The organism is Albidovulum sediminis (genome assembly GCF_025380365.1).
Classification (GTDB): Bacteria; Pseudomonadota; Alphaproteobacteria; order Rhodobacterales; family Rhodobacteraceae; genus Albidovulum; species Albidovulum sediminis.
In genome coordinates, this window is record NZ_JAOCQF010000003.1 from 370,744 (window position 1) to 387,449 (window position 16,706).

The following is a 16,706-nucleotide window of genomic DNA, read 5'->3' on the forward strand; positions in this document are numbered from 1 at the left end:
GCGCGACTTGATCCAGATCAAATTGTTGCGACTGCAACCAGTTTACCCTGTCAAAAACAGGATGCCGGGATGCTTCAGGACTTCTTTCCCTATCGGCTTGCCGTTACCTCCGCCGCCTTTTCGCGGCTTCTGGTCGATGTTTACCAGCGGCGCTTTGGCCTTGGCCGGGATGAATGGCGGCTTCTCTACCTGCTTGCCAATGTCGAGGCGGAAACCTCGCTCGACCTTGGCCGCAATACCTCGCTCGACAAGGTTCAGGTCAGCCGCGCCGCCGACCGGCTGCTCCGGAAAGGTCTGATCGAACGACGGACCCCGGAACTGGATCGCCGGCTCTGGCTCTATTCCTGCACGCCGAAGGGGCGCGCGATGTTCAACGAGGTTCACACCCTTGTCGACCAGCGGTCCGAGGCGGTTCTGCAACGCATGACGCGCGAGGACCGCACGGCGCTTGAGCGGGGGCTCACCGCGCTGCGCCAGGCCACGGAAAGCGTCGCGGCGGGGCTTTAGGTCAGGTATCCGGCCCGTCGGTTCGCGGCGAAGCCACGATCAGACGACGCAAGAGCGAGGCGAGCCTGTCGGCGCCCTCGCGCCCGAGTGTGGCCCTCAGTTGACGGTCGAAGCTGACGGCAAGTCCGCCAAGTTCTCCGAAGACATCCCGGCCTCTTGCGGTCAGCGAAAGAACCTCGGCGCGGCGGTCGGTTTCGCTGGGCGCGCGCGTCAGCATCCCGGACTGTTCCAGCGCGGCGACCGCCCGGCTGACCTTGGTCTTCTCGATATGGCTGATGGCGCAGATGTCGCGAGCGGTCATGGCGCCGAACTTTCCCAGGTTCGCCAGCACGCGCCACTGGGTGCGGGTGAAACCGTAACGGTCGCGGTAGACGGCCTGAAACCCGTGCGACGTAGCCTCGGCCGCCTGGTTGAGAAGGTAGGGCAGAAACTCTTCAAGATCGAAGCCACTAGTCGGGTCGGTCATCGTCGGCAGGGCGCCCTTGTCATGTTCCGGCGCCAGTATGGCACGCAGGCCGGACGACGTCACCCTGCCAGCTTCACCCGGTCGGGATGCGCCGCCATGAAGGCGGGCAGGCATTCCAGTGCCTCGGCAATGGCCACAACGCGCGGGAAGGGCTGCAGGTCCACCGTCCAGCGCCGGGCGTTGTAGACCTGAGGAACCAGGCAGATGTCCGCGAGGGTGACTGAGTCTCCATGACAGAAGCGCCCTTCGGGGTGCCGCAGCAGCAGCCCCTCCAGCCCTTCAAGCCCGAGGCCGATGAAGTGGCCCATCCAGCCCTCCATCGTCGCCCCAAGGCTGACGGCGTGGCGCGCGACACGCAGGTTGCAGACCGGGTGGATGTCCATCGCGACCGCATGGGCCATGGCCCGCACGACCGCCCGCTCTATGGGGTCCTTCGGCAACCAGCCGGGGGCGCGCGTTTCATCGAGGTATTCAAGGATCGCGAGCGACTGGGTCAGGCTGTGACCGTCGATCTCCAGCGTCGGCACCAGACCTTGCGGATTGCGCGCCAGGTTGTCGGCGCCGGCCTGTTCACCCGCCAGAAGATCGACCGTGACGGGCCGCCAGGGCAAGCCTAAAAGGTTCAGCGCGATCCGCACACGATAGGCCGCCGAGGACCGCCAATAGTCGTAAAGCACCGTCTCCGGCATCTCATGCTCCAGATCGTTACACTTGCAACTTTACCTTGACTTCGTTGCATCCGCAACTATAAACACCCTGACAAGCCGCCGCCGAGCCCGGCGCGGACTGCAGACCAGCTTGCTGGAGGAGCGCATGACGAGCCTATCCTTGCCCCAGGGCATGATCCGCGCAGCATCGATTGCCGGTCCGCATGAAGGCTACATGCCCGGTTTCGGCAACGACTTCGAAACCGAGGCGCTGCCCGGCGCGCTGCCGCAGGGCATGAACAGCCCGCAGAAGTGCAACTACGGACTTTATGGCGAACAGCTTTCTGGCACAGCGTTCACCGCGCCCAGCCACCAGAACGAACGCACCTGGTGCTATCGTATCCGCCCGTCGGTCAAACATACGCACCGATTCCGCAAGATCGACGTACCGCTGTGGAAATCCGCCCCCTGCATCGACCCCGACGTCATCAGCCTGGGCCAGTACCGTTGGGATCCGCTGCCGGTTCCGGCCGAACCGCTGACCTGGATCACCGGGATGCGCACGATGACCACGGCGGGGGACGTGAACACCCAGACCGGCATGGCGAGCCATGTCTATCTGGTGACGGAATCGATGCAGGACGAATACTTCTTCTCGGCCGACGGTGAGTTGCTGGTCGTGCCGCAGGAAGGGCGGCTGCGATTCTGCACCGAACTGGGCATCATCGACCTGGAGCCGAAGGAAATCGCCATCCTGCCACGCGGCCTCGTCTACCGGGTCGAGGTGCTGGAAGGCCCGGCCCGCGGCTTTGTCTGCGAAAACTACGGCCAGAAGTTCCAGCTTCCGGGCCGCGGGCCGATCGGCGCCAATTGCATGGCCAACCGGCGCGACTTCAAGACACCCGTGGCAGCGTTCGAAGACCGCGAGGTGCCCTCGGTCGTGACGGTGAAATGGTGCGGCCAGTTTCACGAAACCCGGATCGGGCACAGCCCGCTTGACGTCGTGGCCTGGCACGGCAATTACGCGCCCTGCAAGTACGACCTGCGCAGCTATTGCCCGGTCGGAGCGATCCTGTTCGATCACCCGGACCCGTCGATCTTCACCGTCCTGACCGCGCCGAGCGGGATCGAGGGAACAGCGAACATCGACTTCGTCCTGTTCCGCGAACGCTGGATGGTGGCGGAGAACACCTTCCGCCCGCCGTGGTACCACAAGAACGTCATGTCGGAACTGATGGGCAACATCTACGGCATCTACGACGCCAAGCCGAAGGGGTTCGTCCCCGGCGGCATGAGCTTGCACAACTGCATGCTGCCGCACGGGCCGGACAAGAACGCGTTCGAGGGCGCGTCGAACGCCGAGCTTGGTCCCGAGAAGCTGGACCAGACCATGTCCTTCATGTTCGAGACCCGCTTCCCGCAGCAACTGACGCCCTTCGCCGCGCAGGCCGGGCATCTGCAGGAAGACTACATCGACTGCTGGGGCAGCCTGGAGAAGAAGTTCGACGGGACACCCGGCGCCAAATGACAGGGCCGGGGGTTTCACACCCCCGGACCCCCGTGGGATACTTAGGAAAAGAAGAAGATGGGATTGATCCGTTCCTGGGTTGAAGGCGCAAATCGGGCGGACAGCCCGTTCCCGCTGAACAACCTGCCCTGCGGCGTGTTCTCTGCGGGCACGGATGAGCCGCGCTGTGGCGTCGCCATCGGCGATTTCGTGCTGGACGTGGCGGGGTTGGAAGAGGCGGGGCTGCTGTCGCTGGAGGGCGGGCCGCTCCTCGACGTGCCGTTCTGGAACGAGGTGATGGAGGCAGGCCCTGCGGTCTGGGCCGCATTGCGCGCGCGCCTGACGGCGCTGCTGGCGGAAGGGGCGGCGGAGCGGGCGGCGGTGGAGCCGTTCCTTCATCGGCAGACCGACGTGACGCTGCACCTGCCCTTCCTGGTCAGCGAATACACCGACTTCTACGCGGGCCGCCACCATGCCTTCAATGTCGGCACCATGTTCCGCGGCCCGGAGAATGCCCTGCCGCCGAACTGGCTCCATATCCCCATCGGCTATAACGGGCGGGCGTCCTCGGTGGTGGTGTCGGGCACCGAAATCCGGCGCCCCTGGGGACAGGTGAAGGGGCCGGACGAGACGATGCCGCGCTTTGCGCCATCGGCCCGCTTCGACATCGAGCTGGAAATGGGGGCCGTCGTCGGCCAGCCTTCGGTGCACGGACAGCCCGTCACGGTGGCCGAGGCCGATCAGATGATCTTCGGCTATGTGCTGCTGAACGACTGGTCTGCGCGCGACATCCAGGCCTGGGAGTATCAGCCGCTCGGCCCGTTCCAGGCGAAGGCGACGGCGACGACCATTTCCCCCTGGATCGTGATGCGCGCGGCGCTGGAGCCGTTCCGGTGTTCCACCCAGCCGCGCCAAGTCCCGCTTCTGCCGCATCTGGCCGAACCCGGGCCGATGCTTTACGACATCGCGCTGGAGGTCGGGCTGACCCCGGAGGGCGGGGAAGAGACGATCATCGCGCGCACCAACTACGCCGAGATGTATTACTCCGCTGCGCAGCAACTGGCGCATCACACGACAAGCGGCTGCGCGATGAATGTGGGTGACCTGTTGGGGTCCGGCACCATCTCGGGCCCGGTGAAGGAAAGCCGGGGCAGCCTTCTGGAACTGTCCTGGGGCGGCAAGGAGCCCATCGCCATCGAAGGTGGCACGCGCACCTTCATCGAGGACAACGACACGCTGACCCTGCGCGGAAGCTGCAGGGGCGACGGCTACACCATCGGCTTCGGAGAGTGTGCGGGCAAGGTGATCCCCGCATTGGCCGACCCCTACGCACGATAAGGAATCCGACAATGGCAAAGGCATTCGCCTCGCAAGGCGACCTCGCGGAAAAGAAGATCAGCTTTACCGAGATCGGCGAGGGGCTTTATGCCTTTACCGCCGAGGGCGACCCGAACTCCGGCGTCATCATTGGCGACGACTCGGTGATGGTGGTCGAGGCGCAGGCCACCCCGCGTCTGGCGCAGAAGGTGATCGACTGCATCCGGGGCGTGACCGACAAGCCGATCAGCCATGTCGTGCTGACGCATTATCACGCGGTGCGCGTGCTGGGGGCGTCAGCCTTTGGCGCGGGCCAGATCATCATGTCGGAAGCCGCCCGCAACATGGTGGCCGAGCGCGGGCAGGAAGACTGGGACAGCGAGTTCCAGCGCTTTCCGCGCCTTTTCCAAGGGCATGAGAGCATCCCCGGCCTGACCTGGCCCACCACGACGTTCAACGGCCGGATGACGGTCTGGCTGGGCAAGCGGCGGGTCGACATTCTTCAGCTGGGTCGCGCCCATACGGCGGGCGATGCGGTGATCCATGTTCCGGACCAGAACGTGATGTTCACCGGCGATATCGTCGAGGCGCATTCGGCCTGCTATTGCGGCGATGGCCACTTTGCCGACTGGGGGGGCACGCTGGAGGCGATCCGCGCCCATGACCTTGACGCCATCGCGCCGGGTCGGGGGGATGCCGTGGTCGGCCCCGCAGCCGTCAACGCTGCGCTGGACCGGACCAAGGACTTCGTCGAAAGCACCTACCGGCCGGTTGCGCGTGTCGCCGCCCGCAACGGCACGCTCAAGGAAGCATGGGACGCCTGCCGCGACGCCTGCGACCCGAAGTTCCGGGACTACGCGATCTACGAACACTGCCTGCCCTTCAACGTGGCGCGCGCCTATGACGAGGCGCGCGGCATCAGCCACCCCCGGATCTGGACCGCGCAGCGCGACCTGGAAATGTGGGCGGCCCTGCAGGGCTGACAGACGCTCAGGGAGGAGCACATGACGGACCTCGTTCCGGAACGCTATACGCTTGCGTTCCGCCTCTACCCGTATGCCAAGTCCCCCGATCAGGAGGCAGCCACCCCGGCCCGCCACAAGGTGATTGTCGTGGGCGGCGGGCCCATCGGCCTGGCCACCGCGCTGGACCTAGGCCGGCGCGGAGTGCCGGTCCTGCTGCTCGACGATCACGAGGGCGCAGGCCTGGGCAGCAGGGCGCTCTGCTTTTCCAAGCGCACGCTGGAGATATGCGACCGTCTCGGCGCCGCGGGGCCGATGCTGGACAAGGGCGTGCAGTGGAATGTCGGCAAGGTCTTTCACGACGACCGGCTGCTGTACGAATTCAACCTCCTGCCCGAAGCCGGCCATGCCTTCCCGGCTTTCATCAACCTGCAACAGCCCTGGTTCGAGAAGTTCATGCATGACGCCATTCTCGACGCGCAGGCAGAAGGCGCGCCGATCGAGTTACGCGGAAGAAACCGCGTCGACGCGGTGATCCCCGCGGCAGATCATGTCGCGCTGGACGTGATGACGCCGGACGGGCCCTACCGGCTTGAGGCCGACTGGCTGATCGCCTGCGACGGGGCGCGCAGCCCGTTGCGTGGCATGATGGGCCTTTCATTCGACGGGCGGGTGTTCGAGGACAACTTCCTGATCGCCGACGTGAAGATGAAGGCGGATTTCCCGACCGAACGCTGGTTCTGGTTCGAGCCGCATTTCAAGTCCGGCGACTCGGCGCTTTTACACAAGCAGCCGGACGACATCTGGCGCATCGACTTCCAGCTGGGCTGGAACATCGACCGCGCGAAGGAACTGGAGCCCGCGAACATCCGCGCCCGGGTCGACGCCATGCTTGGGCCGGGCGTCGAGTATGAGTTGGACTGGTGTTCCATCTACACATTCCAGTGCCGCCGGATGGGGCGGTTCCGCCATGGCCGGGTGCTGTTTGCGGGAGATAGCGCGCATCAGGTCAGCCCCTTCGGCGCACGGGGGGCCAATTCCGGCATTCAGGACGTGGACAACCTGGCCTGGAAGCTGGCGCTGGTGCTGGATGGGGCGGCGCCGGAGGCGCTGCTCGATACCTATGACAGCGAGCGGGTCCATGGCGCGGACGAGAACATCCTGAATTCCACCCGCGCGACCGACTTCATCACGCCGAAAACCCCGGTGTCGAAGATGCTCCGCAACGCCGTTCTGGAATTGGCCGAAACGCTGCCTTTCGCGCGGACGGTGGTGAACTCGGGCCGTCTCTCCCTGCCCTGCACCTATGACGGGTCGGCGCTGAATGGCCCCGACCACGCCGCGATGCCCGCGCGCACCCGGCCCGGCAGTCCCTGCCCGGATGCGCCTGTGGCGGGCGGTTGGCTGCTGAACCGCCTCGGGCGGGGCTTCACGCTGTTGACGATCGGCGCGCCGGCCCCCGAAGTCCTGACCGCCCACGGCCTGGCCGTGCCGCGTCTGGCGCTGGACGCGACGCCCGAGATTCGCGACCGCTATCTGGGCGACGCCGAAGCTGCCGTATACCTGATCCGCCCGGACCAGCATGTTGCCGCGCGCTGGGACCATTACAGCGCGGGTGCGGTGTCGGACGCCCTCGCCCGGGCGATCGGAAAGGAGTGAGAGATGCTGATCACGACCCCGAACCTGACCCGCCCGGACGAGACTTACGCCGCCTTGATTGCAACCCATGAAGGGCTGAGCGAGGCGGAAAGCCACGCCCTGAACGCGCGTCTCATCCTGATCCTGATGAACCACATCGGCGATGATGCCGTGCTGACCGAGGCTATGCGGCTGGCGCGTGACAAGGGCGGGCAGGCGGCCTGACGCAGTTTTCTCGCGCCTGCGCAGGGCGGATCAGAAGTTCAGGCGCACCGCACCGAAGGCGCCGAAGTCGGCCTCGAACCGGCTTCCGGGCGGGGCCTCGACCGGGCGGATGAAACTGCCCGACAAGAGGATGTCCCCGGCGACGATTCCCATTCCATAGCGGCTTAGCCGATGCACCAGCCACAGGATGCCGGTCACCGGATCGTTGAGGACCCCTGCGCCTAGCCCGGTTTCCTCGACCACGCCGTCGCGGGTCACGATGGCCCCGATCCAGCGCAGGTCGAAGGCTTCGACCGGATGGCGCTGCCGCCCCAGCACGACGCCCGCATTCGCAGCATTGTCGCTGATGGTGTCGGTGATGATCCGGGCCTTGCCGGTCTCCGGGTCGACCCTCTGGATGCGGGTGTCGAGAATTTCCAGGCTGGGCGCCACGTAGTCGGTCGCGGCGATAATCTGATCCCGCGTCACGCCCGCGCCGGCAAGGGGGGCCTTCATGACGAAGGCGATTTCCGCCTCGATCCGCGGCTGGATGAAGCGGCCTTCGGGGATCGTGTCTCCGTCCTGAAACAGCATGTCATCCAGAAGCACCCCGGAATCCGGTGTGGCGATGTTCAACGCCTGCTGCATCGCCCGGCTGGTCAGTCCGATCTTCCAGCCGATCACCTGTGCCCCCGCCGCGCGCTTCAACCCGACTAGGGCGGCCTGCACCGCATAGGCATCGTCGAGCGTCATCCCGGGATGGCTGAGCGAGAGGAGTCCGCACTGGCGCCCGCTCCGTTCCGCCTGAAGGAGCGTTTCCGCGGCGGTGGTGATCTCCTCCGGCGTCATTCGTCGGCCACTCCGTTCCTGAGGATGCCGATGCCCGGCACCTCCACCTCGATCACATCGCCGGGCCGCAGCCAGACCGGCGGATCGAACCGCGCGCCGGCGCCCGTGGGCGTGCCGGTCACGATGATGTCGCCGGCAACCAGCGTGGTGAAGGTCGAGATATAGGCGATCTGGCGGGCCACCGGGAACAGCATGCGTCCGGTGCGGTCGCGTTGGCGCACCTCTCCGTTCACGCGGGTGACGAGGTCCACATCGACGATCTGCGCGGGGTCGCGAAACGGCACCAGCCAGGGCCCGAGCGCGCCCGAGCGATCCCAGTTCTTGCCTTGCGTGACATTGAACTTGGCGTGGCGCACCCAGTCGCGGATCGTGCCCTCGTTGCACAGCGTCAGGGCGGCGATGTGCGACAGGGCATCGGTCTCTGGAATGCGGCGGCCGCCCGTGCCGATGACCACCGCAATTTCGCCTTCGTAATCCAGTTGCGGGCTTTCCGGCGGCCGGATCAGGGGCTGCCCGTGGCCGGTAAGGCTGCGGGCAAAGCGCGGAAAGAGCGACATGTTGGGCGGCGCGTCCTGCCCGTCCCTGTATTCCGCGTTGCGGTCGGGAAAGTTCACCCCGACACAGATGATCTTTTCGGGGTCGGGGATCGGAATGTCGTAGGCAAAGCGGCCATCCGCATGGCTGGCCTTCCGCCCCGCGCCCGCCGCCAAGACCAGGTCGATCGCCCCTGCCTCGATCACGCCCCGCAGGGTCTTCCATTGCGGGAAGTCGTCGGAAAGGGACAGGACACCGCCCGGCACGCTCACCCCCCAGTGCTGGCGGCCATCGGCGCTGAAGGTGACGAGGTTCATGGCGTCCCCGCAAGTTCGGACAGGACATCGAAGGCCATGGCGATATCCGCCTCGGTCGCGTCGAACTGGCCGGCCTGAAAGCGGATCACCAGGGCGCCGTCGACGCGGGTCTGGGTCAGGTAGATGCGCCCGTCGTCGTTGATCCGGTTGATGAAGTCCTGCTGCGCCGCGTCGTCCGCTCCCTTCAGCCGGAAGGTGAACAGCGACAGCACCGGTTCGGTCACGATCTCGAAGCGCGGATCGGCGGCAAGCCGTGCGGCCAGGGCCTGGGACCACCGGACATGGTTGCGGATGCGGGCGCGCAGGCCCTCAAGCCCGTAGTGGCGCAGCACGAACCACAGTTTCAGCGCACGGAAGCGGCGGCCGAGGGGGATCGACCATTCGGAATAGTTGATGATGCCGTCGGCGCCATGTGTCTTCAGATACTCGGGCCGAATCGCCAGGGTCTGCACCAGGCTGGCCGGATCGCGCAGGAAATGGGCGGCACAGTCGAACTGGACCCCCAGCCACTTGTGCGGGTTGAGGACGACGGAGTCCGCGCCATCGACACCCAGCCAGAGGCCGCGGAATTCGGGGCAGATCATTGCGGCCCCGGCCCAGGCGGCATCGACATGGGTGTAAAGGCCCTCTGCCTGCGCCACCCTCACCACGGCGGCGATATCGTCGCAGGCCCCGATTCCCGTCCCGCCGGTGCAGCCGATGATTCCACAGGGCAGATACCCGGCGACGCGGTCGGCGGCGATGGCGGCCTCCAGCGCCGCGATCGAGATTCCGCGGCGCGGGCCTTCCGTCGGGATGCGGACCAGGTTCTCGGCTCCGATCCCGGAGATCCAGATCGCGCGATCGATCGAGGTGTGGACCTCGCCCGAGGCATAGACCCGCAGGCGCGGCTGACCGGTCAAACCCGCGAGGTTTCCAGCCCAGGCCAGCGCCCTTTCACGCATCACCAGCACCGCCGCCAGCGTCGCCGAGGATGCGCTGTCCTGAATGACGCCCTTGAAATCCTCCGGCAACCCGACCGACTGCCGCAGCCAGTCCATCATCACCGTCTCCATCTCGGTCGCGGCGGGCGAGGTCTGCCAGAGCATGCATTGCGCGGCCACGGTGGTGGCGAGGAACTCGGCCAGCATCGAGGGCGGGGTAGCATTGGCCGGGAAATAGGCGAAGAAGCGCGGGTGCTGCCAATGGGTCATGCCGGGCATCACGATACGCTCGAAATCGGCGAAGATCACCTCCATCGCCTCGGGGGCCTCCGGCGGGGCGGGGGGCAGTTGTGCCGCCACCGCGCCGGGCCGGGTCATGGCGCGCACCGGGCGGTCGCGAAGCCCCTGATGATAGGCGGCACCCCAGTCGGCGATCCGGGCGCCCCAGCGGGCAAAGGTGTTCCAGTCCATGGCCGTTCCTCAGGGCGCGATGATCGGGGTGGCCTTCAGGTCGCTTTCGACAAGGGCTGCCCCTTCGAACTCCGACCCAAGCTCGAACCATGACCGGGGCGCGGGCGCGCCCCAGAGCGTCTGGCGCTGCGAGTCCTTTAGATCCCACTTGATCGGTTCAAGGTCAGGGTCGCAGGTCTGGTAGTCTGAGCAGTAGATCTCGGTCCGGTGGCCATCCTTGTCGCGGATGTACAGGAAGAAGGCATTGGAAATCCCGTGCCGCCCAGGGCCGCGTTCGATGTTCGAGAGGTAGCCGGTGGTGCTCATCAGATCGAGCAGGTCGATGATGTTGAGCGGCGTCGGCACCCAGAAGGCGGTGTGGTGCAGGCGCGGTCCGGTGCCGTTGGTGAAGGCGATGTCATGGACGCCGCCCTTGCGATGCATCCACGCCGCCCAGGTGCGGCCTGTCTCCTCATCGGCGGTGTATTCGGTGACGCGGAAGCCCATGTCGCCGTAGAACTCCACCGCCTGATCGACGTTCGAGAAGAACAGGTTGAAATGGTCGATCCTGAGCGGTTTCACCCCGCGATAGAGCCTGTAGTGCTGGTGGATCGGCGGCAGGCGGTCCATTCGCGCGTAGAATTCCAGTGGCACGCCCCAGGGATCGCGCGTGGCCAGCACGCGCCCCATGAAGGGCCGCTCGATCCACGACACCGGCAAGTCGCGCCCCGTAAACCAGGTCGCCGCGCGGTCCAGATCCTCCTCCGACCAGACCTTGAAGCCAAGCACCCCGACCGAGGGCCGATCGGCGCGCCGCAGGATCACCGAATGATGGCCGCGTTCCTCCATCGCCCGCAGGTAAAGGCCGTCGCCGTCCTCATGCGTGACTTGAAGCCCCAGCAGGTCGACATAGTAGGCGCGGCTCCAGGCCAGATCGGTTACGCGCAGTTCGACGTGGCTCAGCCGGACGATGTTGAAGGGCGGGTTCAGGTTCGGGGCAGGAAGGGGCATGGGTCAGGCTCCGAGGCGCTGGATCTTGTGGTTTCCAAGGGCGAAGGCGGTGTTCCTGGTTTCCATGTAGAATTCAAACGACCAGTCACCTCCGTCGCGCCCGATGCCGCTTGCCTTGACCCCGCCAAAGGGGGTGGGCAGGTGGCGGACGTTCTCGCTGTTCACCCAGGTCATGCCCGCCTCCATCTGGTCCGAGAAGCGCAGCGCACGCATCAGGTCGTTGGTCCAGAGATAGCCGGTGAGGCCGTAGGCGACCCCGTTGGCGATCGCCAGGGCCTCCTCCTCGTCCGTGAAGCGGATTGAGGTGAGGAAGGGGCCGAACACCTCTTCCTGCGCGATGCGCATGTCGGGGGTGGCGTCGGTGAACAGGGTCGGGCGGATGAACCAGCCCTTGTCGCCAACCCGACCCCCGCCCGCTGCCAGCGTCGCGCCATCCTGCTTGCCGATGTCCACATAGCCCGTGACCTTGTCGAAATGGGTCTTGTGGATCAGCGGCCCGATCTCGGTGGCCGGGTCCAGCGGATGGCCGACCCGGATGTTGTTCACCCGCGCGACCAGCGCCGCATGGAAGCGGTCCGCGATACTGTCCTGCACCAGAAGCCGCGAGGACGAGGTGCAGCGCTCGCCGTTCAGCGAGTAGATCATGAAGATTACCGCATCCAGCGCGCGCTCAAGATCGGCGTCCTCGAAGACCACGACGGGGTTCTTGCCGCCCAGTTCGAAATGCACCCGCTTCAGCGTATCCGCCCCCTGCTTCATGATCATGCTGCCGGTGCGGCTTTCGCCGACGAAGGCGATGGCCTTGATGTCGGGATGTTCGGTCAGGGCCTTCCCAGCCCCTTCGCCCATTCCGTTGACCAGGTTCAGGACACCCGCGGGCAAGCCCGCCTCGTGGCAGATCTCCGCGAGGATCCGCGCCGAGAGCGGGCTGAACTCGGCCGGCTTGTGAACGACGGTGCAGCCCGCCGCCAGCGCCGGGGCGATCTTCCATGTGGATAGCATGAAGGGCGTGTTCCACGGCGTGATCACCCCGACCGGCCCGATGGGATGGCGGCTGGTGATGTTCAGGTGGTCCTTCGTGGGCAGGCTTTTCCCGTCCCGCGCGGCTGGGGCGAGGTCGGCGAAGAAGCGGAAGTTCTCTGCCCCGCGCAGTGCCGCCTTGGACATGAAGCGCCAAGCCTGCCCGGTATCCCAGCATTCGCAAAGCGCGATTTCCTCGGCCCGCTCCTCGATCAGGTCGGCGATCCGGTGCAGGATCGACTTGCGCCTGTCCCCCGGCATCGCAGCCCAGGCCGGAAACGCCGCCCTGGCCGCCCTGGCCGCCGCATCGACGGTTTCCGCCGTGCCAAGCGCCACCCTGGCGATCAGGCTTTCGTCCACCGGCGAACGCGTCTCGAACCAACTTTCGGCCGCGACATCCTGCCCGGCAATCAGGTTCGGGATGCCCCCGTCCCGATAGCGGGCCAGGTAGGTGTCAAGTCTGGCCATGCGGGCTTCAAGATCGGTCATTGGCCATCTCCCGGCAGGTAGCGGCGGATGGAGGATGTCTTGGGGGACAGAGCGGCATCTATGTCGCGCATCTCGAACGACAGCATGAAGGAACTGGTTTCCATGACCCCCGCGCAATAGGCCTCGGCCGCGGCGAAGATCTCGGCCGTGGCCCGCGCTTTGTCCTCCGGACTGCGACCTTCGCGAAGGCGCAACGAAATATCGAGGAAGGCGTGGTCGGGCTGGCCATCGGCAATCACCACATGAGTGCAGGCCGTGGCACGCACCCGGATGCCGGCCAGCGGCAGGATACCCGTCGCGACCGATGCATCCCGCAGAACCCGGCACAGCCCGGCAATGTCGAGACGTGTTTCAAGGTTCGGCGAGTAGTCCATCTGGATGTGCGGCATCGTCATCCTCTTTTACTTGCTTTGTTAAGTAATATGGTTGCCGTGTCAACCAAATTCGCGCGGGCCTTGAGGCACCGCCTGCTTCGCGCGATAAACGCGCATGACGAACGACAGAAGCTTTTTGCGCACGACCCGCCGCTCGCTGCCCATCGCCCTCTTGCGTGCGCGCGAGACGTTGATGGCACCTATCCGCGAGATGCTGGGCGAATCCGGTGTCAACGAACAGAAATGGCGGGTGCTTCGTGTCCTGCACGAACTGGGGCCGCTTGAGCTTGGCCAGTTGGCCACCGAGGCGTGCCTGCTGCAATCCAGCCTGACCCGGATGGTGAAGCCGCTTGAGGGGGAGGGACTTGTCACCCGCCACACCCCGCCGGAGGACCGCCGCAAGACGGTGCTCGCGATCACCGAAGCCGGCGTGGCACTGATCCTCCGCCACTCCGCCCGGAGCGCCGACATCTTCGCCCGCATCGAAGCGGAGTTCGGAGCGGAGCGCGTGGAACTGTTGCTTAACCTTCTGGATGACCTGCAACGGCTTGACCTGCGCAAGGGCGGTGCGGAGCCCTGATGTCGGGCCGTCAGCGCAGGGTCGTCGCGACGGAAGTGTCGGCACGCGGGGCCAGGGTTGGGGGAAGGGAATTGCCCGACATGTCGAGCACAACGGGCAAGCCCCCGCCCGGGCAGACACGCCATCGGTAGACGCATCACCGGGCCCCGCACCACCCCGGCCAGGCAAGCCGCGCCGAGACGGAACGCGCGAGATCAGCGAAGGAAGCTCTACGGACAACCGCGGCCAGAAAACGAGAACGCCCGCTCCTTGCGGTGCGGGCGTTTCATTCCGGCGTGCGGAAGGATTAGCGGCGGATACCGAGACGCTTGATCAGGTCCTGATAGCGCGCGTCGTCCTTCTTCTTGAGGTAGTCGAGAAGCTTGCGGCGCTGGGCAACCATCATCAGGAGACCGCGGCGGGAATGGTTGTCCTTTGCGTGGGTCTTGAAATGCTCGGTCAGCGTGGCGATGCGCGACGACAGGATCGCGACCTGGACTTCGGGCGAACCGGTGTCGCCTTCCTTGGTCGCATATTCCTTCATCAGGCGGGATTTTTCTTCGGCCGTGATCGACATCGGGGTCTCCTTTCGGCAAGGGGTAATGGCGCAAGCCGGGATGTCGTCCAGCATGGCCCGTGGAGGTTCCGCCTTAACCGGCGGATGCGCGCGTATAGGGGAAATCGCACCAGAAGAAAAGACGGAATCAGGGCAATTCGTCGACCGTGCCCTTGCGTGGCACAATATGGACCTGCCCGGGATCGACATGGGGCGCGCCGCGCAGTTCCGCGATCAGCGACCCGTCGAGATAGATGCGCGTGAAAGCCCCGGGCACCCCCGGCTCTCCGTCCTGCGAAATCGTGATGCGGGCGTCGGGGTGGATGGCCGGGTCGCAGGCGATCTGCAACGTGTCCGTCGCAGGGTCGTAATCGTCGATGATCGCGCGGTCGCCCTTCAGCCAGTCACCCAGGACGAAGGTGTCCGCACCTTCCCCGCCGTTCGCCTGATCGGCACGCCCGAGCAAGAGCGTGTCATCCCCCCTGCCGCCGTTCAGGAAATCCTGCCCGTCCCTGTCGCCGCCCGCGCTGTCAGCGACCCGGCCATCAAGGGTATCGTTTCCCGCGCTTCCCTGCAGGTAGTCGTGGCCAAGCCCGCCCACCAGGCTGTCGTCGCCATCCGACCCATGCAGGGCATCGTCATCCACGCCCCCGTCCAGAATGTCGTCGCCCGCACCGCCGATCAGCGAGTCGCGCCCTTCGCCGCCCAGCAACAGATCGTCCCCGAACTCGCCCGACAGCGTATCGTCCCCGGCATCGCCTGCCAGGCTGTCGTCGTCCGCACCACCGATCAGGCGATCGTTGCCTTCGCCTCCCGAGAGGACGTCCCGCCCTTCGCCGCCGACAACATCGTCGTTGCCAGCCCCGCCCAGGATCGTGTCGTCCCCGGCGTAGCCGTTCACCTGGTCGTCGCCCGCGAGCGCATCGAGCATGTCGCCCGTCTCCTCGCCCGAAAGGACGTCATCGTCGTCGCTGCCGGGAAGGTATGGCACCGCCTCCGCCTCGTCTTCCTTCGGCTCCGGATCGATGCCTTCGTCATCGCTCGACATGTCGAGAACCGCGCCCAGCGCGAACAGCGCCATCATTCCGGCCAGAATCAGCATCTCTGCCTCCACGCGCCCACGCAGCCCGATGACTGCATCACCCGGGCTCATTCCAGCGCGGCGGCGGTTAAGACTTGGCGAAGGGCGCGCGGGATCGGTTGAATTTTACGCTGATTCAGGTCCAGCGTTCGGGCACGCGGGAATAGGCGACGTAGAGCGGGTGGCGCGGCGCGCCCGCCCGCGTCAGACCGAGATGCCAAAGGACAAGTCCCGCGTCGCGAAGGCGCGCAGCAACCGTCTCGCCGCGGCGCAGCAGATTTCCGTGCATGCCCCAGCCGCACAGCACGCGGCGCGCAGACAGGGCCGCCTCGGTCAGAACGGTGTCGGTCTCAGGCCCGACCGGGTCTTGCGCCGCCCGAAGGTCCGCCGGCCGCGTCGCGCGCCAGGCGAAGAGGTTGGTCACCGCAAAGGAATCGAAACCCTGCATCCGGGCCCTGCGCTCGCAGCGCTCAACGGTCGGGTCGTTTCGCTCCTCGGAGGCGGTGGAGGGGTTGAGCAGAACGAAAAGCAGGCTTTCCCCCGGTCCCCACCGTCGGGCAAGCAGGTAGCGATAGCTGCCGCAATCCGAATAGCGCGCCTCGGACGAAACGTCGCCGGATTCGTGCCGCCGGACGATCACCGGAACGGGCAGGGCGCCGTGAAGGTCACACCCTTTCCCGTCTCTGGGTGGTTGAAACGCAGGCTTTCGGCATGCAGCATCAATCGGGGAAACGCCCGCGCCGGCCCGGTCGCGTAGAAGGGGTCGCCCAGGATCGGGTGGCCGATTTCCTTCATGTGCACGCGCAACTGATGGCTGCGGCCGGTCAGCGGGAAAAGGCGCACCCGCGTGGTGCCGTCCGGATCGTGGCCCAGAACCTTCCAGTCGGTCTGCGCCGGCTTGCCATTGACCGGATCGACATGCTGAAGCGGCCGGTTCGGCCAGTCCACGATGAGCGGCAGGTCTACCCGACCCTCCTTGGGCTCCAGATGGCCCCAAAGGCGCGCGCGATAGGCCTTCTTCGTCGCGCGCCCCTCGAACTGCGCGCCAAGGTCGCGCTGGGCATGCCGCGTCAGGGCAAAGACCATGACGCCCGAGGTATCGCGATCCAGCCGATGCACCAATAGCGCGTCAGGATAGACCTGCTGCACCCGGGCGATCAGGCAGTCCGCCAGATGTTCGCCCCGTCCCGGCACGCTGAGAAGTCCTGCCGGCTTGTCGACGACGACGATCGCGTGATCGGCGTGGATCACGTTCAGGGGGGTGTCGGGCGGTGCATAGGCGGCATCGGTCATGG

General features: G+C 66.1%; 19 protein-coding genes. 7 read left to right on the forward strand and 12 right to left on the reverse strand.

The annotated features are described in order from the left end of the window. The first annotated feature begins 189 nt into the window (after window positions 1–189). Window positions 190–507: a MarR family winged helix-turn-helix transcriptional regulator gene (locus N5I32_RS16745; protein WP_439648221.1), complete on the forward strand. Its 318-nt coding sequence runs from the start codon at window positions 190–192 to the stop codon at window positions 505–507. Between the two features lies 1 nt (window position 508). On the opposite strand, the gene N5I32_RS16750 is transcribed toward N5I32_RS16745, so the two are convergent. Together N5I32_RS16750 and maiA are read right to left on the reverse strand one after the other, a co-directional pair. Continuing rightward, window positions 509–1,036 (reverse strand): MarR family winged helix-turn-helix transcriptional regulator, encoded by a 528-nt coding sequence (locus N5I32_RS16750; protein ID WP_261497057.1) that lies wholly within the window; start codon window positions 1,034–1,036, stop codon window positions 509–511. Further along, on the reverse strand, window positions 1,033–1,662 hold the full coding sequence (gene maiA / locus N5I32_RS16755; RefSeq protein ID WP_261497058.1) for a maleylacetoacetate isomerase: 630 nt from the start codon (window positions 1,660–1,662) through the stop codon (window positions 1,033–1,035). Before maiA ends, N5I32_RS16750 begins: the two co-directional genes overlap by 4 nt. A 124-nt stretch (window positions 1,663–1,786) precedes the next feature. Between maiA and hmgA the strand changes: the two genes are divergently transcribed. Genes hmgA through N5I32_RS16780 form a run of 5 tightly spaced genes read left to right on the forward strand, consistent with a single transcriptional unit; the run spans window position 1,787 to window position 7,269 of the window. Beyond that, window positions 1,787–3,148, forward strand: coding sequence for a homogentisate 1,2-dioxygenase (hmgA, locus tag N5I32_RS16760; protein ID WP_261497059.1), 1,362 nt, complete (start codon window positions 1,787–1,789; stop codon window positions 3,146–3,148). Window positions 3,149–3,205: 57 nt separating this feature from the next. After that, on the forward strand, window positions 3,206–4,465 hold the full coding sequence (fahA, locus tag N5I32_RS16765; protein WP_261497060.1) for a fumarylacetoacetase: 1,260 nt from the start codon (window positions 3,206–3,208) through the stop codon (window positions 4,463–4,465). An 11-nt stretch (window positions 4,466–4,476) separates the two neighbouring features. Next, the gene (locus tag N5I32_RS16770) at window positions 4,477–5,427 is read left to right on the forward strand and encodes an MBL fold metallo-hydrolase (protein ID WP_261497061.1); all 951 of its coding nucleotides are present in this window, start codon (window positions 4,477–4,479) and stop codon (window positions 5,425–5,427) included. Window positions 5,428–5,448: 21 nt separating this feature from the next. Continuing rightward, the gene (locus tag N5I32_RS16775) at window positions 5,449–7,065 is read left to right on the forward strand and encodes an FAD-dependent oxidoreductase (RefSeq protein WP_261497062.1); all 1,617 of its coding nucleotides are present in this window, start codon (window positions 5,449–5,451) and stop codon (window positions 7,063–7,065) included. Window positions 7,066–7,068: 3 nt separating this feature from the next. Further along, on the forward strand, window positions 7,069–7,269 hold the full coding sequence (locus N5I32_RS16780) for a DUF2783 domain-containing protein (RefSeq protein ID WP_261497063.1): 201 nt from the start codon (window positions 7,069–7,071) through the stop codon (window positions 7,267–7,269). Between the two features lie 30 nt (window positions 7,270–7,299). Here N5I32_RS16780 and hpaH read toward each other — a convergent pair whose 3' ends face one another. The 6 genes from hpaH to N5I32_RS16810 are packed head-to-tail and all read right to left on the reverse strand — an operon-like array spanning window position 7,300 to window position 13,236. Then, window positions 7,300–8,097, reverse strand: coding sequence for a 2-oxo-hept-4-ene-1,7-dioate hydratase (hpaH, locus tag N5I32_RS16785; RefSeq protein WP_261497064.1), 798 nt, complete (start codon window positions 8,095–8,097; stop codon window positions 7,300–7,302). After that, on the reverse strand, window positions 8,094–8,948 hold the full coding sequence (locus N5I32_RS16790; RefSeq protein WP_261497065.1) for a fumarylacetoacetate hydrolase family protein: 855 nt from the start codon (window positions 8,946–8,948) through the stop codon (window positions 8,094–8,096). The genes hpaH and N5I32_RS16790 overlap by 4 nt, the downstream gene beginning before the upstream one ends. Further along, window positions 8,945–10,342: a pyridoxal phosphate-dependent decarboxylase family protein gene (locus N5I32_RS16795; protein ID WP_261497066.1), complete on the reverse strand. Its 1,398-nt coding sequence runs from the start codon at window positions 10,340–10,342 to the stop codon at window positions 8,945–8,947. The genes N5I32_RS16790 and N5I32_RS16795 overlap by 4 nt, the downstream gene beginning before the upstream one ends. A 9-nt stretch (window positions 10,343–10,351) precedes the next feature. After that, window positions 10,352–11,332 (reverse strand): 3,4-dihydroxyphenylacetate 2,3-dioxygenase, encoded by a 981-nt coding sequence (hpaD, locus tag N5I32_RS16800; RefSeq protein WP_261497068.1) that lies wholly within the window; start codon window positions 11,330–11,332, stop codon window positions 10,352–10,354. A gap of 3 nt (window positions 11,333–11,335) precedes the next feature. Further along, window positions 11,336–12,841, reverse strand: a complete 1,506-nt coding sequence (hpaE, locus tag N5I32_RS16805) for a 5-carboxymethyl-2-hydroxymuconate semialdehyde dehydrogenase (RefSeq protein ID WP_261497069.1) — start codon at window positions 12,839–12,841, stop codon at window positions 11,336–11,338. Then, complete coding sequence (locus N5I32_RS16810; RefSeq protein ID WP_369414339.1) at window positions 12,838–13,236, reverse strand: 5-carboxymethyl-2-hydroxymuconate isomerase; 399 nt, start codon at window positions 13,234–13,236, stop codon at window positions 12,838–12,840. Before N5I32_RS16810 ends, hpaE begins: the two co-directional genes overlap by 4 nt. A gap of 94 nt (window positions 13,237–13,330) precedes the next feature. On the opposite strand from N5I32_RS16810, the gene hpaR reads away from it, so the two are divergent. Beyond that, window positions 13,331–13,795: a homoprotocatechuate degradation operon regulator HpaR gene (gene hpaR, locus N5I32_RS16815; RefSeq protein WP_261497070.1), complete on the forward strand. Its 465-nt coding sequence runs from the start codon at window positions 13,331–13,333 to the stop codon at window positions 13,793–13,795. Window positions 13,796–14,081: 286 nt separating this feature from the next. Here the strand turns inward: hpaR and rpsO are convergent, their stop codons facing one another. From rpsO to N5I32_RS16835, 4 genes are all read right to left on the reverse strand, one after another. Next, entirely contained in the window at window positions 14,082–14,351 is a 270-nt protein-coding gene (rpsO, locus tag N5I32_RS16820) for a 30S ribosomal protein S15 (protein WP_261497071.1), read from the reverse strand. 127 nt (window positions 14,352–14,478) lie between these two features. Continuing rightward, on the reverse strand, window positions 14,479–15,432 hold the full coding sequence (locus N5I32_RS16825) for a calcium-binding protein (RefSeq protein WP_261497072.1): 954 nt from the start codon (window positions 15,430–15,432) through the stop codon (window positions 14,479–14,481). Window positions 15,433–15,547: 115 nt separating this feature from the next. Then, a complete protein-coding gene (locus N5I32_RS16830) occupies window positions 15,548–16,051 on the reverse strand; it encodes a DUF1643 domain-containing protein (protein WP_261497073.1) in 504 nt (167 codons plus the stop codon). Continuing rightward, complete coding sequence (locus N5I32_RS16835) at window positions 16,048–16,704, reverse strand: RluA family pseudouridine synthase (protein ID WP_261497074.1); 657 nt, start codon at window positions 16,702–16,704, stop codon at window positions 16,048–16,050. The genes N5I32_RS16830 and N5I32_RS16835 overlap by 4 nt, the downstream gene beginning before the upstream one ends. Window positions 16,705–16,706: the final 2 nt, after the last annotated feature.

Excerpts from the sequence above, each read along its gene's own strand:
- N5I32_RS16790 (WP_261497065.1), bottom strand. The coding sequence starts at position 8,948 with ATGAACCTCGTCACCTTCAGCGCCGATGGCCGCCAGCACTGGGGGGTG.
- N5I32_RS16810 (WP_369414339.1), bottom strand. The coding sequence starts at position 13,236 with ATGACGATGCCGCACATCCAGATGGACTACTCGCCGAACCTTGAAACA.
- hmgA (WP_261497059.1), top strand. The coding sequence starts at position 1,787 with ATGACGAGCCTATCCTTGCCCCAGGGCATGATCCGCGCAGCATCGATT.
- maiA (WP_261497058.1), bottom strand. The coding sequence starts at position 1,662 with ATGCCGGAGACGGTGCTTTACGACTATTGGCGGTCCTCGGCGGCCTAT.
- fahA (WP_261497060.1), top strand. The coding sequence starts at position 3,206 with ATGGGATTGATCCGTTCCTGGGTTGAAGGCGCAAATCGGGCGGACAGC.
- N5I32_RS16825 (WP_261497072.1), bottom strand. The coding sequence starts at position 15,432 with ATGCTGATTCTGGCCGGAATGATGGCGCTGTTCGCGCTGGGCGCGGTT.
- hpaR (WP_261497070.1), top strand. The coding sequence starts at position 13,331 with ATGACGAACGACAGAAGCTTTTTGCGCACGACCCGCCGCTCGCTGCCC.
- hpaD (WP_261497068.1), bottom strand. The coding sequence starts at position 11,332 with ATGCCCCTTCCTGCCCCGAACCTGAACCCGCCCTTCAACATCGTCCGG.
- N5I32_RS16780 (WP_261497063.1), top strand. The coding sequence starts at position 7,069 with ATGCTGATCACGACCCCGAACCTGACCCGCCCGGACGAGACTTACGCC.
- hpaE (WP_261497069.1), bottom strand. The coding sequence starts at position 12,841 with ATGACCGATCTTGAAGCCCGCATGGCCAGACTTGACACCTACCTGGCC.
- N5I32_RS16835 (WP_261497074.1), bottom strand. The coding sequence starts at position 16,704 with ATGACCGATGCCGCCTATGCACCGCCCGACACCCCCCTGAACGTGATC.
- N5I32_RS16795 (WP_261497066.1), bottom strand. The coding sequence starts at position 10,342 with ATGGACTGGAACACCTTTGCCCGCTGGGGCGCCCGGATCGCCGACTGG.
- N5I32_RS16770 (WP_261497061.1), top strand. The coding sequence starts at position 4,477 with ATGGCAAAGGCATTCGCCTCGCAAGGCGACCTCGCGGAAAAGAAGATC.
- hpaH (WP_261497064.1), bottom strand. The coding sequence starts at position 8,097 with ATGACGCCGGAGGAGATCACCACCGCCGCGGAAACGCTCCTTCAGGCG.
- N5I32_RS16775 (WP_261497062.1), top strand. The coding sequence starts at position 5,449 with ATGACGGACCTCGTTCCGGAACGCTATACGCTTGCGTTCCGCCTCTAC.
- rpsO (WP_261497071.1), bottom strand. The coding sequence starts at position 14,351 with ATGTCGATCACGGCCGAAGAAAAATCCCGCCTGATGAAGGAATATGCG.